Origin of the sequence: Sphingomonas sp. TZW2008, from assembly GCF_002117915.1 — a bacterium.
In the GTDB taxonomy this organism is placed as follows: domain Bacteria; phylum Pseudomonadota; class Alphaproteobacteria; order Sphingomonadales; family Sphingomonadaceae; genus Sphingomonas.
Genome location: NZ_BDJB01000009.1, coordinates 93,269 through 118,029, shown reverse-complemented (window position 1 = coordinate 118,029; position 24,761 = coordinate 93,269). Strand labels below are relative to the sequence as shown.

Sequence of the window (24,761 nt, the reverse complement as noted above, 5' to 3'; positions counted from 1 at the left end):
TCGGCTGCTATGACTTGTCGCTGTTGTCCGCGGCGTAAGTCATCGCCGAAGCCGCGGTCGACATTGGTTTGATGTGGAACCAATTGGGATGCTCGGTCGCGACAAGGAACAGGAGCAGGACGGCGCCAAAGGCCATGAAGAACACGGACGACAGCAGCCTCTGCTTGATCTCCTCCACGTTTCTTCTCTTCGGTTCGTCCATCTGTCGCACTCCTTATTGGTGAGACGATGATATAGGCCGGCGGATGTTTCCGTGTTTGGGCCTGCTGTAACGATTTTTTGCTGCACCGCGTCATGTCGGTGACCAGTGCCGCGCGATCGGCTCAGTGCCCGGCGAGCGCGTGCATCGCCCAGTCGGCAGCCTCCGCGACGACGGGATCGGGGTCGTCGCGCAGCGTTGCGACGCGCGGCAGCAAATCGGGATCGCCGCTGTTGCCCGCCGCGATCAGGCAGTTGCGGATCATCCGCCCGCGCCCGATGCGCTTGATCGGCGACCCGGCGAACACCTGGCGGAACCCCGCATCGTCGAGCGCCAGCAGATCGGCGAGGCGCGGCGCGGCGAGCTCGGCGCGCGCGGCGTAGGCCTGGTTCGCGCGCGATGCGGACGCGAACTTGTTCCACGGGCAGACGGCGAGGCAATCGTCGCAGCCGTAGATGCGGTTGCCGATCGCGCGGCGGAACTCGTGCGGGATCGGGCCGGCATGTTCGATCGTGAGATACGAGATGCAGCGCCGCGCATCGAGCCGATAGGGCGCGGGAAAGGCGTTGGTCGGGCACGCCCGCTGACACGCGTCGCACGATCCGCAGCTCGGCCGGCCGGGGGCGTCGGGCGCGAGATCGAGCGTGGTGTAGATCGCGCCGAGGAACAGCCAGCTGCCGTCGCTGCGGCTGACGAGATTGGTGTGCTTGCCCTGCCAGCCGAGCCCCGCCGCCTCGGCCAGCGGCTTCTCCATCACCGGGGCGGTATCGACGAACACCTTGAGATCGCACGGCGCCGCATCGACCAGCCAGCGGGCGAGCGCCTTCAGCGCCTTTTTCACGACGTCGTGATAGTCTGCGCCCTGCGCGTAGGTGGAGATGCGGCCGATGCCGCCCTCCCCCGCCAGCCGCAGCGGATCCTCGGCGGGCGCGTAGCTCATGCCCAGCGCGATCACGCTGCGCGCCTCCGGCCACAGCCCGGCCGGGGATTCGCGGTGGTGTGCGCGCGCCTCCATCCAGATCATGTCGCCGTGGCAACCGTCCGCCAGCCACTGGCGCAGTCGTTCGCCGGCGCGCGGCGCGGCATCGGCCAGCGCGATGCCGCACGCGGCGAAGCCGAGCGCGATTGCCTTCGCCTTCAGCTGCGCTTCGAGGTTGTCTTGCGGCATCGCGCCCCGCTACCACGCCCGGGCGTGCGATGGCACGTCCGCTTTCCCCGCGCGGGGGATCGGCTGCACGAGGATCGTTCCCGCTCCATGGATCATGCCATCACCGCCAGCGGCCTGGTGAAGCGTTTCGGCGAGCGCCGCGTCGTCGACGGGATCGACCTTCAGGTGCCGCGCGGTGCGATCTACGGCGTGTTAGGCCCCAACGGCGCGGGCAAGACGACGACGCTACGCATGCTGCTGGGGATCATCGAGCCCGACGCGGGCAGCCGGACGCTGTTCGGCGCAGCACATCCGCGTGAGGCGAGCGACCGCGTCGGCTATCTGCCCGAGGAGCGCGGGCTGTATCCGGCGATGAAGGCACGCGAGGCGATCGCCTTCATGGGCGCACTGCGTGGCCTGCCGTGGCGCGAGGGCCGCGCGCGCGCCGGCGACCTGCTCGAGGCGGCGGGGATCGGCCACGCCACCGAGCAGAAGATCCGCAAGCTGTCGAAGGGCATGGCGCAACTGGTGCAGCTGCTCGGCTCGGTCGTTCACCAGCCCGATCTCCTGGTACTCGACGAGCCCTTCTCCGGGCTCGACCCGGTCAATCAGGAGCGGCTCGAGGCGCTGATCCTCGCCGAGCGCGATCGCGGCGCGACGATCCTGTTCTCGACGCACGTCATGGCGCACGCGCAGCGATTGTGCGACCGACTGGCGATCATTGCCGGGGGGAAGCGGCGGTTCGAGGGCACGGTCGACGAGGCACGCGGCACCTTGCCGCAGCAGGTGCATTACGTGCCGCATTTTCTCGCGGCAGGAATCGCCGCGCAGCTGCCGCCCGACGCGCGCGCCGACGGCGACGGATGGCGCTTCGTGCTGCCGGCGGACGGGATCGAGGCGTTGCTCAAGCGGCTGATCGATGCGGGTTACGGCATTTCCGGCCTGTCGATCGAGCGGCCGGGGCTGCACGAGGCGTTCGTCCGGATCGTCGGCCAGGCTGCCGGTGACGCGGACGCGGTGCGGGAGCAGGCTGCGTGAGCGCCGCCCCCGGCAACCTGCGCCGCCGCCTGCGCCAGACGCTGACGATCGCGCGGCGCGATTTCACCGCCACGGTGTTCACGCCGATCTTCCTCCTGTTCCTGTTCGCGCCGGTCATCATGGGCTCGTTCGGCGCGATCGGCGGGCTCGGCGCCGCGACGGTTTCCGCCGGCTCCGCCGACAAGGAGCGGCTGGTGGTGATCGCGCCGCCGGCCGAGGCGGCGGCGATCGTCGCTGCCGATCGGGAGTTGCGCGCGCTGTTCGGCGCCGACGCGCGGCCGCCGGCGCTCGACGTACGCGCGCCGGCGGGTGACATCGCGGCGCAGGCGCGCGCAGCGCTCAACGCGCCCGGCATCGATGTGTCGGCGGTGATCAGCGGGCCGCTCGCCGCGCCGCAGATCCTCTACGGGCGCAGTCGCCGCCCGGCCTATTACCTCGCCGCGCTCGCCGAACAGGCGATCCGCCTCGACCGCACCGGCGCGCAGCCGCTCAGCCGGCCGACGCTGACGCGCGCCACGCGCGACGCGCCGTCGCTCGGCGGGCGCAACGCCTCGGCGTTCTTCGCGGTGTTCGGCATCTTCTTCCTGACATTGTTCCTGTCGGGGCAGGTCGTCGGCACGATGGCGGAGGAGCGCAACAACAAGGTGATCGAGGTGCTCGCGGCGGCGGTGCCGCTGGAAAGCGTGTTCCTCGGCAAGCTGCTCGGCATGTTCGGCGTCGCGGTGCTGTTCGTCGGCTTCTGGGGGATCGTCGTCAGCCAGGTCGGCGCGCTGCTGCCGGCGGGGGCGAACGTCGCCGAGCTTACCCCGGCGGTCGGCTTCGGCGCGTTCGCCTTGCTGTTCGCAGCCTATTTCACCACCGCCTATCTACTGCTCGGTTCGGTATTCCTCGGGATCGGCGCGCAGGCCTCGACGATGCGCGAGATCCAGATGCTGTCGCTGCCGATCACGATCCTGCAGGTCGGCATGTTCGCGCTCGCCTCCGCGGCGGCATCGAAGCCCGGAACGTGGATCGCGACCGCGGCGGAGGTGTTCCCGCTGTCCTCGCCGTTCGCGATGGCGGGCCGCGCCGCCAATTCGCCCGCGCTGTGGCCGCACCTCGTCGCACTCGGCTGGCAGATCCTCTGGGTGGCGATCTTCATCGCCGTCGGCGCGCGGCTGTTCCGGCGCGGGGTGCTGCAATCGGGCAGCCCGGCGGGCGCGTGGAAGCGGCTGTTCGGTCGCAAACCCCGGACGGCTGCGCGCGAGACCTATTGACAAGCCTGTCAGTTAGGTTTTCTCTCGCAACCAATAACGACGCGGGAGAGTGATGATGGCGACGCTTGCGAAAAGTGCGTTGGACACGGCCACGGTCGATCCGTTCGATGTCAGCCGGGCAGAGCTGTACCGCGACGATACGTGGCGCGAACCGTTTGCGCGGCTGCGCGCCGAGGCGCCCGTCCACTATGTGCCCGATTCGGAGTTCGGCCCCTATTGGTCGGTGTCGAGCTACAAGCCGATCGTCGAGGTCGAATCGCTGCCCGATCTCTACTCGTCGGAGACGGGCGGGATCACGCTCGCCAATTTCGAGGTGGACGATCCCAATGCGGTGCGCATGCCGATGTTCATCGCGCGTGATCGCCCGGTGCATACCGCGCAGCGCCGCACCGTATCGCCCGCCTTCACCCCGTCCGAGATGACGCGCATGGCGGACGATATCCGCCGCCGCACCGGCGAGGTGCTCGACCGGCTGCCGTGGGGCGAGGAATTCGACTGGGTCGATACCGTCTCGATCGAGCTGACGACGGGGATGCTCGCGATCCTGTTCGACTTTCCCTGGGCGGATCGCCGCAAGCTGACCTTCTGGTCCGACTGGGCGGGTGATATCGAGATCATCAAGAACCCTGAGCTGCGCCAGCAGCGCTTGCAGCACATGTACGAGTGCGGCAGCTATTTCCGCCGGCTGTGGAACGAGCGCGTCAACAAGCCGCGCCAGCCCGATCTCATCAGCATGATGATCCATTCGGACGCGATGCGCGAGATGGACGACGGCGAGTTCATCGGAAACCTGATCCTGCTGATCGTCGGCGGCAATGATACGACGCGCAACACGATGTCGGGCCTCGCCTATGGCCTCGACAAATATGCCGATCAGCGCGCCAAGCTCGAGGCCGATCCGTCGCTGATCCCCAATGCGGTGAGCGAGATCATTCGCTGGCAGACCCCGCTCGCGCACATGCGGCGTACGGCCACCGCCGATACAGAACTGATGGGCCAGCAGATCAAGGCGGGCGACAAGCTCGCGCTGTGGTACATCTCGGGGAACCGCGACGAGAGCGTGTTCGGCGAGGATGCCGACGATCTCGTCATCGATCGCCCCAACGCTCGCCGCCATCTCGCCTTTGGCCACGGCATCCACCGCTGCGTCGGCGCGCGGCTCGCCGAGCTTCAGATCGGTATCCTGCTCGAGGAGATGGCGGCGCGGCGGATGCGCGTGAACGTGGCCGGCGCGCCCGAGCGCGTATCAGCGTGCTTCGTCCACGGCTATCGCCGGTTACCGGTGACGCTCAGCAAGTACTGATCGCGCGCCGGGCGACCGGTGCGGGCGTGAAGCGGCGGCGGCGGGCTCAATCCCGCCGCCGTTTTGCGTTGCCGCCGCGACGCGCTAAACCGGGCGTCCGGCAGGGGGTTGGCGGATGACGGACGGTATCGAAGCGGGCGCGGACGTGTTGACCGGCGGGCTGATCGCGCGCGCGCTCGAGCGGCCGGGAGCCGCCGGCGGCGTCTCGCACGATCATGCCGAGGATCACGCCTGCCTCAATTGCGGCACCACGCTGATCGGATCGCACTGTCACGCCTGCGGTCAGGCGGCCCACGTGCATCGCACCGCGGGCGCGATCTTGCACGACATCGCGCACGGCGTGTTCCATTTCGAGGGCAAGGCGTGGCACACGCTGCCGATGCTGGTGACGCGACCGGGCGAGCTGACGCGGCGCTACGTCGACGGCGAGCGGGCGCGCTTCGTGTCGCCGCTGGCGCTGTTCCTGTTCACCGTCTTCCTGATGTTCGCGATCGTCGCCAACCTGCCCGGCTGGTCGTTCGGCGACGCCGACTTCCTCAAATCGGGGATCACCGGCGGGATGGCGGAAGCCCGCGCCAAGGTGACCGAAGAGCGCGTGCGATCCGAGGGCGAGGTACGCGAGCTGCGGCAGTCGCTCGCCAAGGAGCGCGGCAAGCCCGATCCCGAGACCGATCGGCTCGCGCGGCTCGAACGGCGGCTGAAGGTGGCGGAGAAGGCGCGCAGCGACCTCGCCGATGCGGAGCGGCTGCTGCCCGTGCCAGCGACGTTCGACGTCGCCGGGGCGCCGCCGGCGAGCGAGGACAATTGGCTGGAGGACAAGTTCCGCCACGCCAAGGAGAACCCGAAGCTGCTGCTCTACAAGCTCAAGACATCGGCGTACAAGTACAGCTGGGCGCTGATCCCGCTGTCGATCCCCTTCCTGTGGCTACTGTTCCCGTTCAGCCGTCGCTTCGGCGTTTACGATCACGCCGTCTTCACCACCTATTCGCTGACATTCATCTCCCTGCTGACGATCGTCCTCGCGCTATTGAACGCGATCGGCGTCGCGAGCTGGATCGTCATCGTCGCGGCGCTGATCGTGCCGCCGTTCCACATCTATCGCCAGATGAAGGGGGCGTACCGGCTCGGCCGCATCGGCGCGCTGGTACGCACGACGATTCTCGTCGGGCTGATCGTCAGCGCGATCGTTCCCGCTTTCGCGCTGCTGCTGCTGTACTTCGGGCTGGCCTGACCGCCCGTTAGCGTGGCACGGAGAGCGCACAAAGAAAAACGCGGCCGCCTCTCGGCAGCCGCGTCCTCCTGTTCATCGCGTCACGCGCCGGCGGGTGACGGGGTGCCGAACGGCCCCTGCGGGCGCCGCGTCTTGGGGATCGAGGTGCCGACCGACGGGACCGCGGACTTCTTGGGCCCCTGATCGATCCGACCGATGTTCTCGCCAGCGATCAGCTTCTTGATCTCGTCTCCCGACAGCGTCTCATATTCGAGCAGCGCCTCGGCGAGCAGATGAAGCTGATCGTTGTGCTGCGTCAGTACCGTCTTGGCGCGCGTGAGCCCGCCTTCGACGATCGTCTTGATCTCGTGATCGATCAGCTTCGCCGTCTCGTTCGACATATGCGTCGGCTGCGAGGACGAGTAGCCGAGGAAGCTCTCCCCCTCCGGCTGCGCATAGTCGACCGGGCCGACGGTGTCCGACATGCCCCATTTGGTGACCATGTCGCGCGCAAGGCCGGTCGCATACTGGATGTCGCCGCTCGCGCCTGACGATACCTTGTCGTAGCCGAAGATGATCTCCTCGGCGACGCGGCCGCCCATCGCCACCGCGAGGTTCGCGTACATCTTGTCGCGGTGGTAGCTGTAGCTGTCACGCTCGGGCAGGCGCATCACCATGCCGAGCGCGCGGCCGCGCGGAATGATCGTCGCCTTGTGGATCGGATCGGACGCGGGCTCGTGCAGCGCGACGATCGCGTGGCCCGCCTCGTGATAGGCGGTCATGCGCTTCTCGTCGTCGGTCATCACCATCGAACGCCGCTCGGCGCCCATCATGACCTTGTCCTTGGCTTCCTCGAACTCCTGCATCGCGACGAGGCGCTTCGATTTGCGCGCCGCCATCAGCGCCGCCTCGTTGACGAGGTTGGCAAGATCGGCACCCGAGAAGCCCGGCGTACCGCGCGCGATGGTGCGCGCATCGACGTCGGGCGCCAGCGGCACCTTCTTCATGTGCACTTCTAGGATCTTGATCCGACCCTCGATGTCCGGACGCGGCACGACCACCTGGCGGTCGAAGCGGCCCGGTCGCAGCAGCGCGGGATCGAGCACATCGGGGCGGTTGGTCGCCGCGATGATGATGATGCCCTCGTTCGCCTCGAAGCCGTCCATCTCGACCAGCAGCTGGTTGAGAGTCTGCTCGCGCTCGTCGTTGCCGTTGCCGAGCCCAGCACCGCGATGGCGGCCGACGGCGTCGATCTCGTCGATGAAGACGATGCATGGCGCCGACTTCTTGGCCTGTTCGAACATGTCGCGCACGCGGCTAGCGCCGACGCCGACGAACATCTCGACGAAGTCCGAGCCCGAGATGGTGAAGAACGGCACGCCCGCCTCACCCGCGATCGCGCGGGCGAGCAGCGTCTTGCCGGTACCGGGCGAACCGACGAGCAGCGCGCCCTTGGGGATCTTGCCGCCAAGGCGTGCGAACTTCGACGGATCCTTTAGGAACTCGACAATCTCCTCGAGCTCCTCGCGCGCCTCGTCGATGCCCGCAACGTCGGCGAAGGTAACCTTGCCTTCCTTCTGCGTCAGCATCTTTGCGCGGCTCTTGCCGAAGCCCATCGCGCCGCCCGCGCCGCCGCCCTTCTGCATCTGGCGCACGACGAAGAAAGCGATGCCGAGGAACAGCAGGAAGGGCAGTGCCTGGACGAGCATATACTGCCAGATCGACGGGCCTTCCTCGCGCTTGCCGGAGATCTCGACGCCAGCCTTGCGCAGGCGATCGGTGAGCTGCGGATCGGAGACGGGATCGGTGCGGAACTTGTCACCGCTCGACAGCGTGCCGCTGATCTGATCGCGCGAGATCACGACGTCCTTGACGGTGCCTTCGTCGACCTTGTCGAGGAATGCCGAATAAGCGATCGAATTGCCGCTCGCCGTGGCCGTCCGCCCGTCAAACATCGTCACGACGATGGCGAGCGAAAGCAGGATACCCACCCAGATGAGCAGGCTCTTCATCCACGGGTTGGGGCCGTTGCCGCCATTGTCGCCGCCGGACTGCTTGTCGTTCTCGTTCATGCGCTACCTTTCAACAGCCGCAATGTAGGCTGCCCAAGGTTAATGGCAATGGAACGCGACGCGGAATTGGGCCGGTCAGAGTGATCGACGCGGCGGGGCTGCGCGGAAGTGCCAGCGGCCGTGGCGCGGGCTGCCGATCACGCCCGCCTGCGTCGCACGGTGCCCCCCATCCAGCGCGTCGATCAGCGCCTCGACATTGGCCGCGGCGTCGAAGGCGGGGGTGCTGATCTCGGCATCGTCGCGGATTAGCGCGATCGCGCGGCGGACGTGGCGGCGGCGCGTGTCGCGCGGCAGTCCGGCAACGTCGATGCCGACGCTCGCCGGGCCGATCGTCGCGCGCTCCGCCCACAGCAGGTCGGCGAGCGCGGCAAGATCGCGCTCCGCCTCACCGATCGCGCCGGCCGTTCGGGCAAGCGCGGGCGGATCGAGCCACTCATTCTCGTCGAGCAGCCGGCGGAAACGCGTGCGATCGTGCCGCGGATCGGCGTTCGACGGATCGTCAATAAATGCCGCGCCGGCGCGGCGCACGATCGCGCGCAACGCCGCGCGTCGCCAGCCGAGCAGCGGCCGAACGAGCCGCGCGCCCGCGACCACCGCGCGCGGGCGGATCGCCGACAAACCGGTGACGCCCGATCCGCGCGACGCGCGCATCAGAAAGGTCTCGGCCTGATCGTCGGCATGATGCGCGGTGGCGATTGCGACAACGCCGCCCGCCCCCGCCCAGCGTGCGAGGCTGGCGTAGCGCGCGGCGCGTGCGCGCGCCTGCAGACTCGCGCCCGACAATCCGCCATCGACCTCGAGAATCGCGTGCGGCACGCCGATCGCCGACGCCTCACGCGCGACCATGCGCGCCTCGTCGGCATTGGCGGCACGCAGACCATGGTCGACGCTCGCCGCCGCGACGGCTCCCGGAAACGCCGCGTGCGCGAGCAGCAGCAGCGCCATGCTGTCCGGGCCGCCCGACACCGCGAGGCCGAGCGGCGCGGCGGGACCGGGCGGCGTGTCGATCAGCGCCAAGACGTCGTCGCGGAAGCGCCCGACGTCAGCGGCGTCGATCACCCGGTCACTTGCACTTGTTGGACGTGCGGGCACGCGCGACGTCGTCCTTCATGCCCTGGCCGATCCGGTCGCCGTAGACGTCGATCAGCTCGCCATAGACCTTGCAGGCGTCGGCCGGCTTGTTGAGCTTGGTCAGCGCCTGGCCGAGATAATAGAGGCTCTCCGGTGCGCGCTCGCCGTCGGGCATCTTCTTGTAATTGTCGTAGAAGGCAATCGACGCGAGGCTCGGCTTGCCATCGTCGAGATACGATCGGCCGAGCAGGTTCTGCGCGTAGCTCGCGCGGCGCGACTTGGGATAGGCGGCGACCACCTTCTTGAGCTGCTCCGCCGCCGCCGGGTAGCGCTTGGCGGCCCACAGCCGGTAGCCGTAGATATATTCGTCCTCGTCGGGCTGGCCGGTCGAGGGCTTCTCGACCCCGCCAGTCGACGCAGTCGCGGTAGCGGTCGCCGCGCCGCCGCCGAGCTGCCCTTCGAGGCTGCCCGCCGGACGCGTGGCGGGCCGCGACGTGCCCGATCCGGCGGTGCGCGGCGGCGGCGGCACGACGGGGCCGGCATCCTCGTCACCGCTTGCGGCGGCGGGAGCCGGCGCACCACTCGCCAGCCGCGCGTCGGTTGCCCTCTTGTAGGCGGCGAACTGATCCTCGAGCTGGCGCATGCGATACTGCGTCTGCTCGATCTGCCCGGTGATCGAGGCGATCTGCGCCTCGAGCGAGGAGACGCGCTGCGTCAGATCGTCGACCGCGCTCGACGAGGGCGCACCGATCTCCTCGCGCGGCGCCTCGGACGCGCGCACCTGCGGCTCGACGTACGCGGCCCCGCCGGGGAACACCTTACGCTGTACGGCGCGCATCTCGCTCTCGAGCTTGCCGACGCGGCCGTCGAGGCCCGATTGCGCGAGGGCGGGCGTGGCGGACCCCACCAGCAGAACGGCAAACAGCAACTTACGCATCAACGACACCCCCCGGTGCGGAAACAGAAGGACGCTATAGCTACAACGCCGCACCTGTCGCCAGCCTTAAGGACGTGCGCGCTCACTGCTCGGCGGGGGCGGTCGCGAAGGCGGGCGGTACGTCGCGCCGCGTCGTCAGCGCGGGCGCGGCGGCGGGCGTCGGGGTTGCGCCGGGCTGCGGGGTCGTGCGGCCAGCAAGCGCGGCGGCGCCGACCGGCACGTCCTTGATCGCGCGCTCGCCCGTGCCGAGCGGCGGCAGGTTCGATCCGTTGAGCGTCACCTGCAGCTTGTCCGGCCGACCGACGTTGATCATCGGATTGTCGGCAGTCGGCGGCACGTCGAAACGATCGCCGGGCTTCATCGTGCCGAGAAACAGCGTCTTGTTCGTGGCGTCATAGACGCGCAGCCATACCTCGCCCGTCGCGACGAGCGTCACCTGCCCGTTGCCGGCCGGCGTCGGCGCGGCGGTCGGCCGAGCGGCGGGCACGGCGACCGCCACCGACGGCGTCTCCGCCGGGGTGCCGCCGCGCAGCAGCCCGGTGGCAAACCACAAGATCGCGAGGATGACGACCGCCAGACCAAGCCCCGCGGCGCCGATCACCAGCCCGCGGCTCGGTACGCGCGCTGGATCGGCGATCTCGTACGGCTGATACTGCGGCTGCGCACGCGGCGCCTTAAGCGCCTCGACGCGCACCTCGCTCGCCAGTACCACCTCGTTCGCGCCGAGCGCGCGGGCATAGGCGCGCACGAAGCCGACGGCGTAGGTGGGGGACGGCAGCGCGCCGTAGTTCGACGCCTCGATCGCTTCCAAATGGCGCAGCGGCACGCGCGTGCGCGCGGCGATTTCCTCAAGCGACATGCCCTGCCGCTCGCGTTCGGCCCGCAGCTTGTCACCGACACGTTGCGGCAGTGGCGTCGCGTCGTCGCTGCGACCGGCGTCAGTCATTCGGATCTCCGCTTCGGACGGACCGACCCCGTCCGACGTTGCCGGCAACGTCTCCCAGAGCGCGCCATGGGTGTCAATCGAACCGCGCCGCTTTTGGTCGGCGGTTCAGCCCAGTTCAACGCCTTGCGCGGTCGCCCAGGCCGCCAATGCGCCGCGCAGATCGCGCGGCGGGGCGGCGAGCAGCCGCGCCATTTCCGCGCGCACCGCGGCGTGATCGAGCGAGCGGACCATCGCCTTGATCGGTCCCACCGCGGCGGGCGTGATCGAAAAGCGATCGATGCCGATCCCGATCAGCGCCAGCGCCTCAAGCGGCCGCCCGCCCATCTCGCCACACACCGCGAGCGGCACGCCCGCCTCGGCGCACGGCGCGACCAGCGCGGCGAGGAAGCGCAGGATCGAGGCCGACAGCCAGTCGTAGCGTTCGGCGAGCTTGGGATTGGCGCGATCGGCGGCGAACAGGAATTGCGTCAGATCGTTGGTCCCGATCGACAGGAAATCGACCTGCGGCAGCAGGAGGTCGAGCTGATAGGCGAGGCTCGGTACCTCGAGCATCGCGCCGTAGCGGATCTCGTTCGGCAGGCGGCGGTTGCGCGAGGCGATCCAGTCGCGCTGCTGCTCGAACAGCGCGCGCGCCTCGGCGAATTCCCACGCCTCGCTGACCATCGGGAACATGACGCTGAGCGTGCGTCCCGCCGCCGCCTCGAGCAGCGCACGCGCCTGCGCCTTCATCAGCCCGTCGCGCTCCAGCGCAAGCCGCAGCGCGCGCCAGCCCATTGCGGGATTCTCCTCCTCGGCGGCGTCCTGCACGAGGTACGGCAGTGCCTTGTCACCGCCGATGTCGACGGTGCGGAAGATCACCGGACGATCGCCCGCGACGTCGAGCACCTCGCGGTAGAGCCGCTGCTGGCGCTCGCGCTGTGGCAACGTAGCGGAGACGAGGAATTGGAATTCGGTGCGGAACAGCCCGATGCCGTCGGCGCCCGTCACGTCGAGCGCGGCGGCATCGTCGCGCAGGCCGGCATTGACCATCACCGTCACGCGGTGGCCGTCCTTGCTGACTGGCGCGACGTCGCGCAACGCGGCATAGGCGGCCTTACGCTTCTGCCGCAGCAGCAGCTTGGCGTCGAACGCCTCCTCCATCGCGGTCGACGGGCGCACGACGACCGAGCCTTCGTTGACGTCGAGCAGCAGCAGATCGCCCTCGCCGATCGCGCGGCGCACGTCGCGCACGCGGCCGAGCACCGGCACGCCCATCGCGCGCGCGACGATCGTGACGTGCGCGGTAAGCGAGCCTTCCTCGAGCACCACGCCCTTCAGCCGCCGGCGATCGTATTCGAGCAGCTCCGCCGGCCCAAGGTTGCGCGCGATCAGGATCGTGTCCTGGCGGAGCCCCATCTGCGCCGCGGTGCCCATCTGGCCCGAGACGATGCGCAGCAGCCGGTTCGACAGATCCTCCAGATCGTGCATGCGATCGGCGAGCAGCGGATCGTCGATCTGACGCATGCGCTGGCGGGTGCGCTGCTGCACGCGCTCGATCGCCGCCTCCGCGGTGAGGCCGCTGTCGATCGCCTCGTTGATGCGCCGCGACCAGCCCTCGTCATAGGCGAACATCTTGTACGTCTCGAGCACTTCCTCATGCTCGCCGCCGACGCCGAACTCCGCCTCGCGCGTCATCTTTTCGATCTGGTCGCGCATCTTGTCGAACGCGGCGTAGACGCGGTGGCGCTCGGCCTCGGTATCCTCCGCGACGGTATGCTCGATGTGGATGCGCGGCTGGTGGAACACCGCGCAGCCCGCGCCCATCCCCTCCACCAGCTTCTGCCCGATCAGGCGCACGCTCGCGGTCGACTGCTGCGGACGATCCTTCGGCCCGCCCTGGTCGATCAGCCCGGCGTTGGCGATCAGCTCGCTCAGCACCATCGCCACCGTCTGCAGCGCCTCGATCTCGATATCGGCGTAGCGCCGGGGATCGGCATGCTGCACCGCGAGCACGCCGACCGAGCGCTCGCGTCGGATGATCGGCACGCCGGCGAAGCTGTGGAAGCGATCCTCGCCCGTCTCGGGCTTGTAGGCGAAATCCGGGTGGCTCGCCGCCTCGTCGAGGTTGAGGATCTCGCCGCTCTCGGCGATCGTCCCGACCAGTCCCTCGCCGAGCACGAGCTTGGTGACGTGCACCGCGTCCGCCGCCAGCCCGCGCGTGGCGTAGAGCTCGAGCACGCCCTCGCGCAGCAGGTAGATCGAGCAGACCTCGCTATCCAGCGCCTCGCCGATGATGTCGACGACTTGGTTGAGCTTGGCTTGCGCGTTCGATCGCGCCGCCATCACGTCGTGCAGGTTGACGAGGATCTCGCGGGCGGAGGCGGCGGCGGACACAGGCATGGGCCGTGGCTAGCAGGCAGGTGCCGTGGGTGCCACGCAACATTTCCTGCGCGGCACCGCGGCAATCGCTGTCACTTGCCCGACTTCGGCTTTCGCTTGCCGCCGGACTTCGGCTTGGTGCTCGCCGCGCTGTCACGCGGGAAGAGGATCGCCGCGACGCCGATCGCGATCGCGCCAACGCCTGCCGCCGCGCCGACGATCGTGCCGACTGACCAGCGGGCAGGCGACGGCGAGGGCGCCCATTCCTCGCGATCGTCGTCGTTCGCGATGGCGGGTGCAGCGGGCGTGTCGGAAGACCCCTTCGTGGCAGCAGGTGCGGTCGTGGCAGCAGGCGACGCCGTGGCGACCGGCACCGCATCCGCGACGTGCGGCGGCTCCTGGATCGGATAGGGTGATTGGTTGCCCGGCGGCACCGGCGGCGTATGCGTCATGACTCGTCCCTCTTTTCAGGTGCTTCGCCCAACGTCGCTGACGGCGCTTGGCTCCGCCGGCGCCGCTCGGCACGGATAGCCCGCCGCCGTGCGGCACGAATGATCAGTCGAACAGCCCGTCCTGGCTGCCCGCGGGCGGATTGAGCCCGAGATGCTTCCACCCGCCCGCGTTGAGCACGCGTCCGCGCGCGGTCCGCGCGACGAGGCCGAGCTGGATCAGATACGGCTCGATCACCTCCTCGATCGTGTCGCGCGGCTCGCTGAGGCCGGCGGCGAGCGTTTCCACCCCCACCGGTCCGCCGCGATAGATGTCGGCGATCATCGTCAGATAGCGGCGATCCATCGCGTCGAGCCCGAGCGCGTCGACCTCGAGCCGATTGAGCGCACGATCGGCGGAGGCGGCGTCGACCACCTTGACGCCCGCCACGTTGGCGAAATCGCGCACGCGGCGCAGCAGCCGTCCCGAGATGCGCGGCGTCCCGCGCGAGCGGCGCGCAATTTCCGCCGCGCCGTCAGGCGAGACGTCGAGATCGAGCAGCGACGCCGCGCGCGTCACTACCCGCGTCAGTTCCTCGACGGTGTAGAATTGCAGCCGGATCGGGATGCCGAAACGGTCGCGCAGCGGCGTCGTCAGCAAGCCCTGCCGCGTCGTCGCGCCGACCAGCGTGAAGCGCGGCAGATCGATGCGCACGCTGCGCGCCGACGGCCCCTCGCCGATCATCAGGTCGAGCGCGCGATCCTCCATCGCGGGGTAGAGCACTTCCTCCACCGCGGGCTGAAGGCGGTGAATCTCGTCGATGAACAGCACGTCGCCGTCCTCGAGATTGGTGAGCAACGCGGCGAGATCGCCCGACTTGGCGATCACCGGGCCGGACGTTGCGCGAAACCCCACGCCCATCTCGCGCGCGACGATCTGCGCCAGCGTCGTCTTGCCGAGCCCGGGGGGCCCAAAGAACAGCACGTGATCGAGCGCGTCGCCGCGACCGCGCGCGGCCTCGATGAAGACGCGCAGGTTCTCGCGCGCCGCGGCCTGGCCAACAAACTCGTCGAGCCGCTTGGGGCGCAGCGCCGCGTCGGCATCCTCGGTGCGGCGCGCAGGCGTGATCAGGCGGTCGTCGTCGGTCATCGCATGCCCGATAGCGCGTTTTCGACGCGGCGCCACAGCGCGGCGATCGCCTCCACCCCCGGCGACGTGCGCGACGCGAAGCCACCCAGCGGCGCGCGGCGCTCGGTCATCGCCTCGAACGCGCTCGCCATCGGGATCGCTGGCCAATCGGGATGCTGCGCCAGCGCTTCGCGATGCAGCAGGCGGCGGCGATCGACCATCGAGAAGACCGGTGCGAGCGTGACCTTGGGCCCCTTCTTCTTCTGCACGTGCGCGGTGATCGTATCGAGCGCGCGGCGCGACAGTGCGGAGGGGATGACGGGGACGACGACGAGATCGGCGGCACGCATGATTTGGTCCGACGTGTCGGTGAGCCCCGGCGGGCAATCGATGACGATCCGGTCATAGTCGCCGGCGAGATCGTCCACGAGGCGCGCGAGCCGCTTCTTCTTGTCGAGCGTATGGAAAGCGACGTCGAGCTCGCGCAGCGAAGCGTCGGCGGGCAGCAGATCGAGCCGTTCGAACGCGGTCGGGCGGACGAGGCGCTTCGCCTCCACTTCGCGCCGGATCGCCGCCCCCGCCTCGCGCCCGCCGGCGTCGTGGCCGAGGATCCAGGTCGCTGCGGCCTGCCCATCGAGATCCCACAACAGCGTGCGCCGCGCCGACAGCGTCGCCGCCGCCCAGGCGAGATTGACCGCGAGCGTCGTCTTTCCCACGCCACCCTTCAGACTGTACACCGCGATCGTCTGCGCGCTCATCGCTCCAGCCCTACCGCTCAGTCGTAATGCTCGATCGCGTCGCCGACGATCGCGACCCACGATCGCTTGCGCGACTCATAGACCGAATAGACCGGCGGCGGCAGCGGCGCGTCGCCGAACCCGCCAATCGGGATCGAGACGATGCCGGGCTCGGCCGCGACGTGGTAGAACAATGTCGGTCCGCAGGTGCGGCAGAAATGATGGTCGGACACGCCGCCGCGCGCCGAGGTGCGCCGCCAGTGCGCGAGATTGCCGGTGATGCTGACCGACGCGTCACGGAACCGCGCCTGCGCGGCGAACGGTGCACCGCTGCGCCGCTGGCAATTGAGGCAGTGGCATACTGAGACGCGGATCGGCTCGCCCTCGCAGTCGATCGCCGCCGCGCCGCACTGGCAGGTGGCGCGGCGGTGGATCATTTCGCCGCCTTGCGCAGTGCAAGCCGGACAAGCGCGTCGAGCGTCGCGCCCGGCCCAAGGTCTTCCTCGGCGGCGGCGACCGCTGCAGTCGCTTCAGCAGGGCGAAAGCCGAGGTTGAGCATCGCCGATACCGCGTCCGCCCCGGCGCCCACGGGGATCGCCTGCGCTGCGGCCGAGGCGCCGAGCACGATCCCGCCCGCCTTGTCCTTCAGCTCACGCACGATCCGCTCGGCGAGCTTGGGGCCGACGCCGTTGGCGCGCGCAACCATCGCCTTGTCCTGCGCGGCGACCGCGCGGCTGAGCTCGGCGGGTTCAAGCGCGGAGAGGATCGCGAGCGCGACGCGCGCGCCCACCCCCTGAACGCTGGTGAGCAGCCGGAACCAGTCGCGCTCGTCGGCGCCGGAGAAGCCAACCAGCCGCTGAAAATCCTCGCCGACGAGGAGTTCGGTGTGAACGTGCACCGCCTCACCGACAGGCCCAAGCGCGGCGAGCGTGCGCGACGAAGCACCGACGAGATAACCGACGCCGTTCACCTCGATCACCGCATGTTCGACGCTGGTGCTCGCCAGCACGCCCTTGAGATATGCGATCACCGTTCAACACCCAGCATGATCGCGGGCCTAGCAGGTCGCGATTCGCCGGCCAACTCTGTGACGTGGGCGCTTCAGGAGGTCGCGCGCGCGCGCCGCATCATGCCCGCGGCGCTCGCCAGATGGTGTGCATGGCAGATCGCCACCGCCAGCGCGTCCGCGGCATCGGGCCCGGCGAGCTTCGCGCCGGGGAGCAGCACGCCCATCATCGCCTGGATCTGCCGCTTCTCCGCGCCGCCGGTGCCGACCACCGCCTTCTTGACCGTCGAGGGATGATATTCGTCGACCGCCAGCCCCGATCCCGCGGCGGCGAGCAGCACCACGCCGCGCGCCTGCCCCAGCTTCAGCGTCGACTGCGCGTTGGTGTTGCCGAGCACCTCCTCGACCGCCGCGCTCGCCGGCCGCTCAGCGCGGATCACGTCGATCAGCGCGGCGTGGAGATTGGCGAGCCGCCGCGGCAGCGCCATCGACGGATCGGTCCTGATCTGCCCGTTGGCGACGTGCCGCAGCCGGTTGCCCTCGGCGGCGATCACGCCCCAGCCGGTCGTGCCAAGCCCCGGATCGAGCCCGAGGATGATCAGCCGAGCTTCTCCATCACTTCGTCGGAGACCTCGTAATTGCCCCACACCTGCTGAACGTCGTCGTCGTCGTCGAGCGCATCGATCAGCTTGAACAGCGTCGCCGCGTCGCTCTCGTCGACCGCGACCATCGTCTGCGGGCGCCACGCGAGCTTGGCGCTCTCCGCCTCGCCCAGCACCGGCTCGAGCGCTTTCGCGACTTCGTGGAGATCGGCCTGCGCGGTCCAGATCTCGTGGCCGTCGTCGCTCGACGTCACGTCCTCGGCGCCCGCTTCCAGCGCCGCCACGAACACCTTTTCCGCGTCGCCGACGCTGGCGGGATAGTTGATCAGGCCGAGCCGGTCGAACGCGTGGCTGACCGAGCCCGACGCGCCGAGGTTGCCGCCGTTCTTGCTCACTGCGGTACGCACGTTGGTGGCGGTGCGGTTGCGGTTGTCGCTCAGCGCCTCGATGATCAGGCTGACGCCGCCGGGGCCGAAGCCCTCGTAGCGGATCTCCTCGTAATTCTCCGCGTCGCCCCGGCTCGCCTTGTCGATCGAGCGCTGGATATTGTCCTTGGGCATCGACTGCGCCTTGGCGGCGTTGACCGCCGCGCGCAGCCGCGGGTTCATGTCGGGATCGGGAAGCCCCATCTTCGCCGCGACGGTGATCTCGCGCGATAGCTTCGAGAACATGCCCGAACGCTTCTTATCCTGCGCACCCTTGCGGTGCATGATGTTCTTGAATTTGGAATGACCTGCCATGCCGCCGCCCATAAGCGTGCGCCGGGGCGTTCATCAAGCCTTGCACCGACTCCCGCGCATGCGGCATCTGCGGCGCCATGACGATAGCCGTGGACATGGGCGCCGATGCCTCGGGCGCGCCGGTCCTGATCGACCTCGAGGAACTGCTGGCCACCCGATTGCTCGTGCAGGGCAATTCGGGATCGGGAAAGTCGCACCTGCTGCGCCGCCTGCTCGAACGCTCGGCGGGGCAGGTGCAGCAGGTGGTGATCGATCCCGAGGGCGATTTCGTCACCTTGGGGCCGACGTACGGCCACGTCGTGGTCGAGGCGACCGACTATTCGGAGCGCGAGATCGCGCGAATCGCCGGGCGGCTGCGCGAGCATCGCGCGTCGGTGGTGCTAAGCCTCGAAGGGCTGGAGGCGGAAGGGCAGATGCGGTGCGCCGCGACCTTCCTGTCGGCGATGTTCGATGCTCCGCGCGAGCATTGGTATCCGGCGCTGGTCGTGGTCGACGAGGCGCAGCTGTTCGCCCCCACAACGGGCGGCGAAGTGGCGGAGGACGTGCGCCGCGCGTCGCTCTCGGCGATGACCAACCTGATGTGCCGCGGGCGCAAGCGCGGCCTCGCCGGGGTGATCGCGACGCAGCGGCTGGCGAAGCTCGCCAAGAACGTCGCCGCCGAGGCATCGAACTTCCTGATGGGGCGCACTTTTCTCGACATCGACATGGCGCGCGCCGCCGATCTGCTCGGCATGGAGCGCCGCCAGGCCGAGGCGATCCGCGATCTGCCGCGCGGCACGTTCCTCGCGCTCGGCCCCGCGGTGTGCCGCCGCCCGCAGACGGTGAAGATCGGCGCGGTCGAGACGAGCGCGCGCTCGGGCAGCCCCAAGCTCACCCCGCTCCCCTCCGCAGCGTCGCCCGCCGACCTCAAGGACCTGATCTTCGCCGAGCCCGAGCCCGAGGCGGCGCCGCAGCTGCCGATGACGTTCGAGGCACGGCCGCGCCGCGTGCCGGCAGAGGAGTTGATCTCCGACATGGCGCGCCCCGCCCCGCTGCCGCCCGAACCCGAGCGGTCGGACGCGGAAGTCGCCGCGATCGTCGCCGACGTGCTGCGCGCGATCGTCGAAGATCCCGAATCGGCCGGCCGCCCCGCGTCGGTGCTGTTCCAGGATTTCCAGGTCCGCTGCCGCATGCAGGGGCTCGCCCGCTCGGGCATCGAGCTCGGCGACTTCACGCGCCGCCTGTCGTCGGCGCGCGCGGGCATCTTCGACACCGCCGATCCGGCATGGGCCGATGCAGTAGCGCTCGCCGGCGCGCTGCCCGACGAGATGGTCGGCCCGTTCCTGCTTGTCGCCAAGGCCGCGAAGGAAGGCGCCCCCTGCCCGAGCGACGCCGCGCTGGCGGAAACCTACGGCACGTCGTCGCTCGGCCGGGTACGGCGCCTGATGGGATATATTGAGAGCCGCGACCTGATCGTCACGCGCACCGATCTGTCGGGCAAGCGCTCGATCACCATCGCGCGATTGGGCTGGACGACCGCGCCGGCGGAAGCCGCGTAACGACTGAGCGCGGTCGCCGCGTCAGCGCTCCTCGCAGCGGATTCAGTTCTTCGCCATGCTGACCTCGGCGCTCTCGCCGTCGCGTACCTCGGTCGGCGCGATCTGCGCACCAACCGCCATCTCGAACACGGCGGGGCCGGTGACGGCGCAGGCGATGCGGTTGGCCGCCAGCGCGCAGGCGTCGCCGAAGCGCGCAAGATCGCCCGTCGGGCCGCTCGCCGGCGGCTTCAGCGCCATGCTTACCATCGTCGAGCCGCCGAACAGCGCGACGCCCAGCCCCTTCAGCGCGCGCGCCTCATAGGCGGGCTTGCCGCCCGCCGCCTTGACGGGCTTCATCCCGAACTGGCTTGCCATGCGGGCACAGAAGCCGCCCGCCGCGCCGGGCGCCTGCGCGCCGGCCGCGGCAGGAACGAGCAGCAACGCGGCGACGATCGCGATCCTCATCCTATCCCCCCGGATATCGTGATCGTGCCGGTTACAGCATGCCCAGCGCTTGCATGTACGTCTCGAGGATCATTTCCTCTTCCTGATATTCCTCGCGCTTCTTCTTGCGGATCGACATGATCTTGCGGATCGCCTTGGGATCGTAGCCGCGCGATTTCGCCTCGGCCATCACGTCCTTGATGTCGTCCGAAATGCCCTTCTTCTCTTCCTCGAGCCGCTCCGCGCGCTCGATCAGCAGGCGCAGCTCGTCCGCCGCGACCTGCCCGCCGCCCATGCCTTCGCCGCGTTCCTCAGCCATTTCAAATACCCCCAAAAGATGAAGCACCGCCGCCCACACGAATCGCGCGCGGGGGACGGTGCGGTTACCGTGAATCCGGTTGCGGCGGCGGCCTCTACGTGGCGCCGCCGCCCCGATCAAATGCTATTCGGCGAAGCGCGGCGCGCGTCCGCCGACCGGCTTATTCGCCGACGCGGCGGGCGATCGCCCCCTTGTGCATCACGAAGCGCACCCGCTCGAGCTGGCGCACGTCCTGCAGCGGCGATGCGTCGACGGCGATGATGTCCGCCGTCTTGCCCGGCTCGATCGTGCCGATCGTGTTGCCCTGATTCAGCACCTCAGCCGCCGTCACCGTGGCGCTGCGGATCGCCTCCGTCGGGGTCATGCCGATCTTGTCGACGAGCAGCGCGAACTCCTGCGCATTGTCGCCGTGCTTCGACACGCCGCTGTCGGTACCGAAGGCGAACTTGACGCCCTCCTTGTAGGCACGGCGATGGCTGTCCTGCATCGCCGCGGCGGCGGCTTCGGCCTTGGGGATCGTCGCCGGCGGCAGCGCGCCCGCGCGCGCCTGCGCCAGCGCGGCGACGGGCGCGATCTCAGTCGGCACCAGATAGGCACCGGTCTTCTTGAATAGCGCGATCGTCTCGTCGGTGATGAAGCTGCCGTGCTCGATCGTGTCGACGCCCGCCGTCAGCGCCGCGTTGCTGCCCTCGGCTGCGTGGCTGTGCGCGGCGACCTTGCGGCCGAGCCCGTGCGCGGTGTCGACGATCGCCTTCATCTCCTCGGGGGTGAAGGCGCGGCCGAGCCCGCCCGATACGTTCGACAGGACGCCGCCCGTCGCGGTGATCTTCACCACCTGCGCACCGAGCCCGATCTGCCGCCGCGTCGCGCGCACGCAATCGGCCGGCCCGTCGCAAGTGTTCTCGACCGTCTCGGCGACCGCGTGCGCGTACGGCTCGGCGAGGCCGTTGAGCGGATCGCCGTGCCCGCCCGTCACCGAGATCGGCGCGCCGGCGTTGACGATCGTCGGTCCCTCGGCGTCGCCACGCTCCATCGCATCGCGCAGCGCGCGGATGCCGCGCGGATCGCCGCCCAGATCGCGCACCGTCGTAAAGCCTGCGCGCAGCGTCGCGCGTGCATTGCCCGCGCCGTACATCACATCGTCGGCCTGTTCGGTGTTTAGCGCGGAGAGGCGCGCGCGCATCGGATCGCCGCCGATGCCGAGCAGGTGGACGTGAAGATCGATCAGCCCGGGCAGAACGAACTTGTCCTTCAGATCGACCAGCATCGCGCCGGCATCGGGCGCGGCGAAGCCGTCGCGCACGTCCGCAATGCGGCCGTCGCGCACCACGATCGTGCTGTTGCCGCGCGGCGACTGGCCCGGCCGGTCGAGCAGCGCGCCGGCGTGAATGAAGGTGACTTTGGAAGCACTGGGCGACGTTGCGGGCGAGGCCGCAGGTGCGGTCTGCGCGATCGCCGGCGCGACCAGCGCGGGCGCCGCCACGGTGATCATCATTGCGGTCAGAAGCGTCTTCGTCATTGCCGTCCCCCGGTGTTCGCGCGCGGCTGTGCCGCCGCGCGTCCTGTGCGGCGAGCGGTAGAAGAAAGCGGCGCGGTTCGACAAGCGCCGTACGCCAAATGTCGATCAAACCCGCGCCGGTCGGAGCGCCGGCCTCAGGCGTTGCGCGCGACGCTCGCCTTCATCCGCGCGAGCTGCTCGGGCGTCGCCTCGTGCTGGTGCGCCTGCTTCCACGCGTCGTACGGCATGCCGTAGATCGCGGTGCGCGCCTCCTCCTTCGGCAGCCCGCCCGCCTCGCCGATCCAGTCCGACAGGCAGTTGCGGCAGAAACCCGCGAGTCCCATCAGATCGACGTTCTGCGCGTCGTCGCGGTGGCGCAGATGGTGCACCAGCCGGCGGAACGCCGCCGCCGCCGTCGCATCGTCGATCGCGTCAATCGGGTCCATTCGTCTGCTCCAAGGTTGATCGCTCGCAGATAGGCGCTAGGGCAGCCGCGGCAACGCCCGAGGAATCCTTTTCATGACGAGAGCGATCAGCCCCCGCAGCCGCAAGGTCCGCGTGCTCGCGACGCTGGGGCCCGCCAGTGCGACGCCCGAGATGATCGCGACGCTGTTCGAGGCGGGGGCGGACGCGTTCCGCATCAATATGAGCCACGGCGATCAGGCATCCAAGGTCGGCGTGATCCAGGCGATCCGCGCGCTGGAGAAGAAGTTCGGGCGCCCCACCACGATCCTCGCCGATCTGCAGGGCCCTAAGCTGCGCGTCGGGCGCTTCGCCGACGGGCGGATCATGCTCGAACAGGGCGCAATCTTCACGCTCGATCGCGATGCGACGCCCGGCGATGCGACGCGCGTCGAACTGCCGCACCGCGAAATCTTCGCCGCGATCGAGCCGGGCGCGCGGCTGCTGCTCGACGACGGCAAGCTGGTACTGCGCGTGATCGAGCATGATGATGCTCGGATTGTGACCCGCGTCGAGGTCGGCGGAGCGCTGAGCAACAACAAGGGGCTGAACGTGCCCGACGTCGTCGTGCCGATGGCGGCGCTGACCGACAAGGACCGATCCGATCTCGCCTTCGCGATCGACGAGGGGGTGGACTGGATCGCGCTGTCGTTCGTCCAGCGGCCGGAGGATCTGGCGGAAGCGCGCAAGCTGATCGGCGGCAAGGCCGCGCTGCTCGCCAAGATCGAGAAGCCGGCGGCGATCGACCGGCTCGAGGAAATCGTCGAGATGTGCGACGGCGTGATGGTCGCGCGCGGCGATCTCGGCGTCGAATTGCCGCCGCAGTCGGTGCCGCCGTTGCAGAAGCGCATCGTCGAGACGTCGCGCCGGCTCGGCCGGCCGGTGATCGTCGCGACGCAGATGCTCGAATCGATGATCACCTCGCCCTCGCCGACGCGCGCCGAAGTGTCTGACGTCGCCACCGCGATCTACGACGGGGCGGACGCGATCATGCTGTCGGCGGAGAGTGCGGCAGGCGCATGGCCGGTCGAATCGGTCGCGATGATGAATGCGATCGGCGAGGCGGTGGAACGCGATCCGATGCACGGCGATCGCATCCGCTTCACCGTGACGCGGCCCGATCCCACCACCGCCGACGCATTGGCGGAGGCCGCCAAGAACATCGCCGTTACCGTCTCCGCCAAGGCGATCATCTGCTTCACCACGTCGGGCTCGACCGCGCGGCGCGTCGCGCGCGAGCGGCCGTCGGTACCGCTGCTGGTGCTGACGCCGCGCGTCGAGACAGCGCGCCGGCTCGGGCTGCTATGGGGCACGCACGCGGTGCACACGCGCGACGTCGATTCGTTCGAGGAGATGGTCGCCAAGGCGAAGCGCGTCGCGCTGCGTCAGCGGATCGTCGAGGCAGGTGACCGGGTGATCATCATGGCCGGCGTCCCGTTCCGTACGCCGGGGTCGACCAACGTCATTCACGTGGTGCGGATCGTCGGCGACGAGCTCAAGAACTACGGCTGACGCCTGGCGCCGCGTCGCGGTTCAGCCGAGCAGGCCGTAGCGCGCGAGGTCCGCGCGCAGCGTCGCGGCATCGGTGAAGCGCACCGCGTGCATGCCCACCGCCAGCGCGCCGTCGACATTGTCCTGCCGATCGTCGACGAACAGCGCCTCGTGCGGTGCCAGCCCGAAGCGCTCGAGTGCGAGGCGATAGATCGGCGCGTGGGGCTTCATCAGCCGTTCGGCGCCCGAGACGACGATGTCGCGGAAGCGATCGAACAGCGCCGCTTCCTGCGCACGGAACGGCGCGAAGAATTCGTCGCTGAAGTTGGTGATCGCGAACAGCGGCACGCCCGCAGCGTCAAGCTCGGCGACGAGCTCGGGCATACCGGCGATGGGGCCGGGAATCTGCTCTGAGAAGCGCGGCCCCCATTCGGCGATCAGGTGCGCGTGCTCGGGATGGCGCGCCGACAGTTCGGCCGACGTTTCGGCGAACGGCCGCCCGGCATCGTGCTGGAAATGCCATTCGCGGGTGCACACGTCGCGCAGAAACGCATCCAGCGCCGCATCGTCGGGGATGAGGCGCCGGTAGAGGACCCGCGGGTCCCAATCGTAGAGGACGTGGCCGACGTCGAAGACGACGGCGCTCGGCCCCGGCATCACGCGCGCGGCAGGATCAGCCCTGACGCGCCTTGAAGCGACGGTTCGTCTTGTTGATGACGTAGGTCCGGCCGCGGCGACGGATGACGCGGTTGTCGCGGTGGCGGTCCTTGAGCGACTTCAGGCTGTTGCGGATCTTCATGGCGGATTCGCTTCTTTATATGGGCGTGATCGGAAAGCGTGCGCGCCTAGTG

Annotated in this window: 26 protein-coding genes; 6 read left to right on the top strand and 20 right to left on the bottom strand. The window is 69.3% G+C overall.

Annotation, left to right across the window (positions count from 1 at the left end; translation table 11 throughout):
• Positions 1 to 7: 7 nt before the first annotated feature.
• Together B7L05_RS12915 and queG are read right to left on the bottom strand one after the other, a co-directional pair.
• Positions 8 to 202, bottom strand: coding sequence for a hypothetical protein (locus tag B7L05_RS12915; RefSeq protein WP_085810682.1), 195 nt, complete (start codon positions 200 to 202; stop codon positions 8 to 10).
• A 121-nt stretch (positions 203 to 323) separates the two neighbouring features.
• Entirely contained in the window at positions 324 to 1,367 is a 1,044-nt protein-coding gene (queG, locus tag B7L05_RS12910; protein ID WP_085810681.1) for a tRNA epoxyqueuosine(34) reductase QueG, read from the bottom strand.
• Between the two features lie 87 nt (positions 1,368 to 1,454).
• Here queG and B7L05_RS12905 point away from each other — a divergent pair, with 87 nt between their 5' ends.
• The 4 genes from B7L05_RS12905 to B7L05_RS12890 all read left to right on the top strand — a co-directional run bounded on the left by B7L05_RS12905 (position 1,455) and on the right by B7L05_RS12890 (position 6,174).
• On the top strand, positions 1,455 to 2,384 hold the full coding sequence (locus B7L05_RS12905) for an ABC transporter ATP-binding protein (RefSeq protein WP_085810680.1): 930 nt from the start codon (positions 1,455 to 1,457) through the stop codon (positions 2,382 to 2,384).
• Positions 2,381 to 3,640 (top strand): ABC transporter permease, encoded by a 1,260-nt coding sequence (locus B7L05_RS12900; RefSeq protein ID WP_144037269.1) that lies wholly within the window; start codon positions 2,381 to 2,383, stop codon positions 3,638 to 3,640. Before B7L05_RS12905 ends, B7L05_RS12900 begins: the two co-directional genes overlap by 4 nt.
• A gap of 55 nt (positions 3,641 to 3,695) precedes the next feature.
• The gene (locus tag B7L05_RS12895) at positions 3,696 to 4,943 is read left to right on the top strand and encodes a cytochrome P450 (protein WP_085810744.1); all 1,248 of its coding nucleotides are present in this window, start codon (positions 3,696 to 3,698) and stop codon (positions 4,941 to 4,943) included.
• A 115-nt stretch (positions 4,944 to 5,058) separates the two neighbouring features.
• On the top strand, positions 5,059 to 6,174 hold the full coding sequence (locus B7L05_RS12890; protein WP_085810679.1) for a DUF3667 domain-containing protein: 1,116 nt from the start codon (positions 5,059 to 5,061) through the stop codon (positions 6,172 to 6,174).
• Between the two features lie 80 nt (positions 6,175 to 6,254).
• Here B7L05_RS12890 and ftsH read toward each other — a convergent pair whose 3' ends face one another.
• From ftsH to B7L05_RS12830, 12 genes are all read right to left on the bottom strand, one after another.
• Complete coding sequence (gene ftsH / locus B7L05_RS12885) at positions 6,255 to 8,225, bottom strand: ATP-dependent zinc metalloprotease FtsH (RefSeq protein ID WP_085810678.1); 1,971 nt, start codon at positions 8,223 to 8,225, stop codon at positions 6,255 to 6,257.
• 75 nt (positions 8,226 to 8,300) lie between these two features.
• Positions 8,301 to 9,284, bottom strand: coding sequence for a tRNA lysidine(34) synthetase TilS (tilS, locus tag B7L05_RS12880; RefSeq protein ID WP_085810677.1), 984 nt, complete (start codon positions 9,282 to 9,284; stop codon positions 8,301 to 8,303).
• Positions 9,285 to 9,288: 4 nt separating this feature from the next.
• A complete protein-coding gene (locus B7L05_RS12875; RefSeq protein WP_085810676.1) occupies positions 9,289 to 10,233 on the bottom strand; it encodes a tetratricopeptide repeat protein in 945 nt (314 codons plus the stop codon).
• Positions 10,234 to 10,315: 82 nt separating this feature from the next.
• Entirely contained in the window at positions 10,316 to 11,179 is an 864-nt protein-coding gene (locus B7L05_RS12870; protein WP_085810675.1) for a helix-turn-helix domain-containing protein, read from the bottom strand.
• A gap of 105 nt (positions 11,180 to 11,284) precedes the next feature.
• Positions 11,285 to 13,558: a phosphoenolpyruvate--protein phosphotransferase gene (gene ptsP, locus B7L05_RS12865; protein WP_085810674.1), complete on the bottom strand. Its 2,274-nt coding sequence runs from the start codon at positions 13,556 to 13,558 to the stop codon at positions 11,285 to 11,287.
• A 71-nt stretch (positions 13,559 to 13,629) separates the two neighbouring features.
• A complete protein-coding gene (locus B7L05_RS12860; protein WP_085810673.1) occupies positions 13,630 to 13,989 on the bottom strand; it encodes a hypothetical protein in 360 nt (119 codons plus the stop codon).
• Positions 13,990 to 14,092: 103 nt separating this feature from the next.
• On the bottom strand, positions 14,093 to 15,115 hold the full coding sequence (gene ruvB / locus B7L05_RS12855) for a Holliday junction branch migration DNA helicase RuvB (protein ID WP_085810672.1): 1,023 nt from the start codon (positions 15,113 to 15,115) through the stop codon (positions 14,093 to 14,095).
• Positions 15,112 to 15,852 (bottom strand): ParA family protein, encoded by a 741-nt coding sequence (locus B7L05_RS12850; protein WP_085810671.1) that lies wholly within the window; start codon positions 15,850 to 15,852, stop codon positions 15,112 to 15,114. The genes ruvB and B7L05_RS12850 overlap by 4 nt, the downstream gene beginning before the upstream one ends.
• A gap of 17 nt (positions 15,853 to 15,869) precedes the next feature.
• On the bottom strand, positions 15,870 to 16,268 hold the full coding sequence (locus tag B7L05_RS12845; RefSeq protein ID WP_085810670.1) for a GFA family protein: 399 nt from the start codon (positions 16,266 to 16,268) through the stop codon (positions 15,870 to 15,872).
• Complete coding sequence (gene ruvA / locus B7L05_RS12840) at positions 16,265 to 16,861, bottom strand: Holliday junction branch migration protein RuvA (protein WP_085810669.1); 597 nt, start codon at positions 16,859 to 16,861, stop codon at positions 16,265 to 16,267. The genes B7L05_RS12845 and ruvA overlap by 4 nt, the downstream gene beginning before the upstream one ends.
• Positions 16,862 to 16,932: 71 nt before the next feature.
• Positions 16,933 to 17,439 (bottom strand): crossover junction endodeoxyribonuclease RuvC, encoded by a 507-nt coding sequence (gene ruvC / locus B7L05_RS12835; protein WP_085810743.1) that lies wholly within the window; start codon positions 17,437 to 17,439, stop codon positions 16,933 to 16,935.
• The gene (locus tag B7L05_RS12830) at positions 17,436 to 18,179 is read right to left on the bottom strand and encodes a YebC/PmpR family DNA-binding transcriptional regulator (protein WP_085810742.1); all 744 of its coding nucleotides are present in this window, start codon (positions 18,177 to 18,179) and stop codon (positions 17,436 to 17,438) included. Before B7L05_RS12830 ends, ruvC begins: the two co-directional genes overlap by 4 nt.
• Before the next feature lie 77 nt (positions 18,180 to 18,256).
• On the opposite strand from B7L05_RS12830, the gene B7L05_RS12825 reads away from it, so the two are divergent.
• Positions 18,257 to 19,717: an ATP-binding protein gene (locus tag B7L05_RS12825; protein WP_085810668.1), complete on the top strand. Its 1,461-nt coding sequence runs from the start codon at positions 18,257 to 18,259 to the stop codon at positions 19,715 to 19,717.
• A gap of 42 nt (positions 19,718 to 19,759) precedes the next feature.
• Here B7L05_RS12825 and B7L05_RS12820 read toward each other — a convergent pair whose 3' ends face one another.
• The 4 genes from B7L05_RS12820 to B7L05_RS12805 all read right to left on the bottom strand — a co-directional run bounded on the left by B7L05_RS12820 (position 19,760) and on the right by B7L05_RS12805 (position 22,403).
• Positions 19,760 to 20,161 (bottom strand): hypothetical protein, encoded by a 402-nt coding sequence (locus tag B7L05_RS12820; protein ID WP_085810667.1) that lies wholly within the window; start codon positions 20,159 to 20,161, stop codon positions 19,760 to 19,762.
• A 31-nt stretch (positions 20,162 to 20,192) separates the two neighbouring features.
• On the bottom strand, positions 20,193 to 20,459 hold the full coding sequence (locus tag B7L05_RS12815) for a DUF2312 domain-containing protein (RefSeq protein ID WP_085810666.1): 267 nt from the start codon (positions 20,457 to 20,459) through the stop codon (positions 20,193 to 20,195).
• A gap of 160 nt (positions 20,460 to 20,619) precedes the next feature.
• A complete protein-coding gene (locus tag B7L05_RS12810) occupies positions 20,620 to 21,978 on the bottom strand; it encodes an amidohydrolase family protein (protein WP_144037268.1) in 1,359 nt (452 codons plus the stop codon).
• A gap of 134 nt (positions 21,979 to 22,112) precedes the next feature.
• On the bottom strand, positions 22,113 to 22,403 hold the full coding sequence (locus B7L05_RS12805) for a DUF1244 domain-containing protein (RefSeq protein ID WP_085810665.1): 291 nt from the start codon (positions 22,401 to 22,403) through the stop codon (positions 22,113 to 22,115).
• A 73-nt stretch (positions 22,404 to 22,476) separates the two neighbouring features.
• Between B7L05_RS12805 and pyk the strand changes: the two genes are divergently transcribed.
• The gene (pyk, locus tag B7L05_RS12800; protein ID WP_085810664.1) at positions 22,477 to 23,931 is read left to right on the top strand and encodes a pyruvate kinase; all 1,455 of its coding nucleotides are present in this window, start codon (positions 22,477 to 22,479) and stop codon (positions 23,929 to 23,931) included.
• A 21-nt stretch (positions 23,932 to 23,952) separates the two neighbouring features.
• Here the strand turns inward: pyk and B7L05_RS12795 are convergent, their stop codons facing one another.
• On the bottom strand, positions 23,953 to 24,567 hold the full coding sequence (locus B7L05_RS12795; RefSeq protein WP_085810663.1) for an HAD family phosphatase: 615 nt from the start codon (positions 24,565 to 24,567) through the stop codon (positions 23,953 to 23,955).
• Between the two features lie 16 nt (positions 24,568 to 24,583).
• Complete coding sequence (ykgO, locus tag B7L05_RS12790; protein WP_003046794.1) at positions 24,584 to 24,709, bottom strand: type B 50S ribosomal protein L36; 126 nt, start codon at positions 24,707 to 24,709, stop codon at positions 24,584 to 24,586.
• Between the last annotated feature and the right edge of the window lie 52 nt (positions 24,710 to 24,761).

Bases quoted from the DNA above. Each gene is read 5' to 3' on its own strand.
- ykgO (WP_003046794.1), bottom strand. From the start codon at position 24,709: ATGAAGATCCGCAACAGCCTGAAGTCGCTCAAGGACCGCCACCGCGAC.
- B7L05_RS12815 (WP_085810666.1), bottom strand. From the start codon at position 20,459: ATGGCTGAGGAACGCGGCGAAGGCATGGGCGGCGGGCAGGTCGCGGCG.
- B7L05_RS12905 (WP_085810680.1), top strand. From the start codon at position 1,455: ATGGATCATGCCATCACCGCCAGCGGCCTGGTGAAGCGTTTCGGCGAG.
- B7L05_RS12820 (WP_085810667.1), bottom strand. From the start codon at position 20,161: ATGAGGATCGCGATCGTCGCCGCGTTGCTGCTCGTTCCTGCCGCGGCC.
- B7L05_RS12845 (WP_085810670.1), bottom strand. From the start codon at position 16,268: ATGATCCACCGCCGCGCCACCTGCCAGTGCGGCGCGGCGGCGATCGAC.
- B7L05_RS12795 (WP_085810663.1), bottom strand. From the start codon at position 24,567: ATGCCGGGGCCGAGCGCCGTCGTCTTCGACGTCGGCCACGTCCTCTAC.
- ftsH (WP_085810678.1), bottom strand. From the start codon at position 8,225: ATGAACGAGAACGACAAGCAGTCCGGCGGCGACAATGGCGGCAACGGC.
- B7L05_RS12810 (WP_144037268.1), bottom strand. From the start codon at position 21,978: ATGACGAAGACGCTTCTGACCGCAATGATGATCACCGTGGCGGCGCCC.
- B7L05_RS12830 (WP_085810742.1), bottom strand. From the start codon at position 18,179: ATGGCAGGTCATTCCAAATTCAAGAACATCATGCACCGCAAGGGTGCG.
- B7L05_RS12890 (WP_085810679.1), top strand. From the start codon at position 5,059: ATGACGGACGGTATCGAAGCGGGCGCGGACGTGTTGACCGGCGGGCTG.
- B7L05_RS12860 (WP_085810673.1), bottom strand. From the start codon at position 13,989: ATGACGCATACGCCGCCGGTGCCGCCGGGCAACCAATCACCCTATCCG.
- B7L05_RS12850 (WP_085810671.1), bottom strand. From the start codon at position 15,852: ATGAGCGCGCAGACGATCGCGGTGTACAGTCTGAAGGGTGGCGTGGGA.
- B7L05_RS12805 (WP_085810665.1), bottom strand. From the start codon at position 22,403: ATGGACCCGATTGACGCGATCGACGATGCGACGGCGGCGGCGGCGTTC.
- queG (WP_085810681.1), bottom strand. From the start codon at position 1,367: ATGCCGCAAGACAACCTCGAAGCGCAGCTGAAGGCGAAGGCAATCGCG.
- B7L05_RS12895 (WP_085810744.1), top strand. From the start codon at position 3,696: ATGGCGACGCTTGCGAAAAGTGCGTTGGACACGGCCACGGTCGATCCG.
- B7L05_RS12870 (WP_085810675.1), bottom strand. From the start codon at position 11,179: ATGACTGACGCCGGTCGCAGCGACGACGCGACGCCACTGCCGCAACGT.
- ptsP (WP_085810674.1), bottom strand. From the start codon at position 13,558: ATGCCTGTGTCCGCCGCCGCCTCCGCCCGCGAGATCCTCGTCAACCTG.
- B7L05_RS12825 (WP_085810668.1), top strand. From the start codon at position 18,257: ATGACGATAGCCGTGGACATGGGCGCCGATGCCTCGGGCGCGCCGGTC.
- ruvB (WP_085810672.1), bottom strand. From the start codon at position 15,115: ATGACCGACGACGACCGCCTGATCACGCCTGCGCGCCGCACCGAGGAT.
- pyk (WP_085810664.1), top strand. From the start codon at position 22,477: ATGACGAGAGCGATCAGCCCCCGCAGCCGCAAGGTCCGCGTGCTCGCG.
- B7L05_RS12875 (WP_085810676.1), bottom strand. From the start codon at position 10,233: ATGCGTAAGTTGCTGTTTGCCGTTCTGCTGGTGGGGTCCGCCACGCCC.
- B7L05_RS12915 (WP_085810682.1), bottom strand. From the start codon at position 202: ATGGACGAACCGAAGAGAAGAAACGTGGAGGAGATCAAGCAGAGGCTG.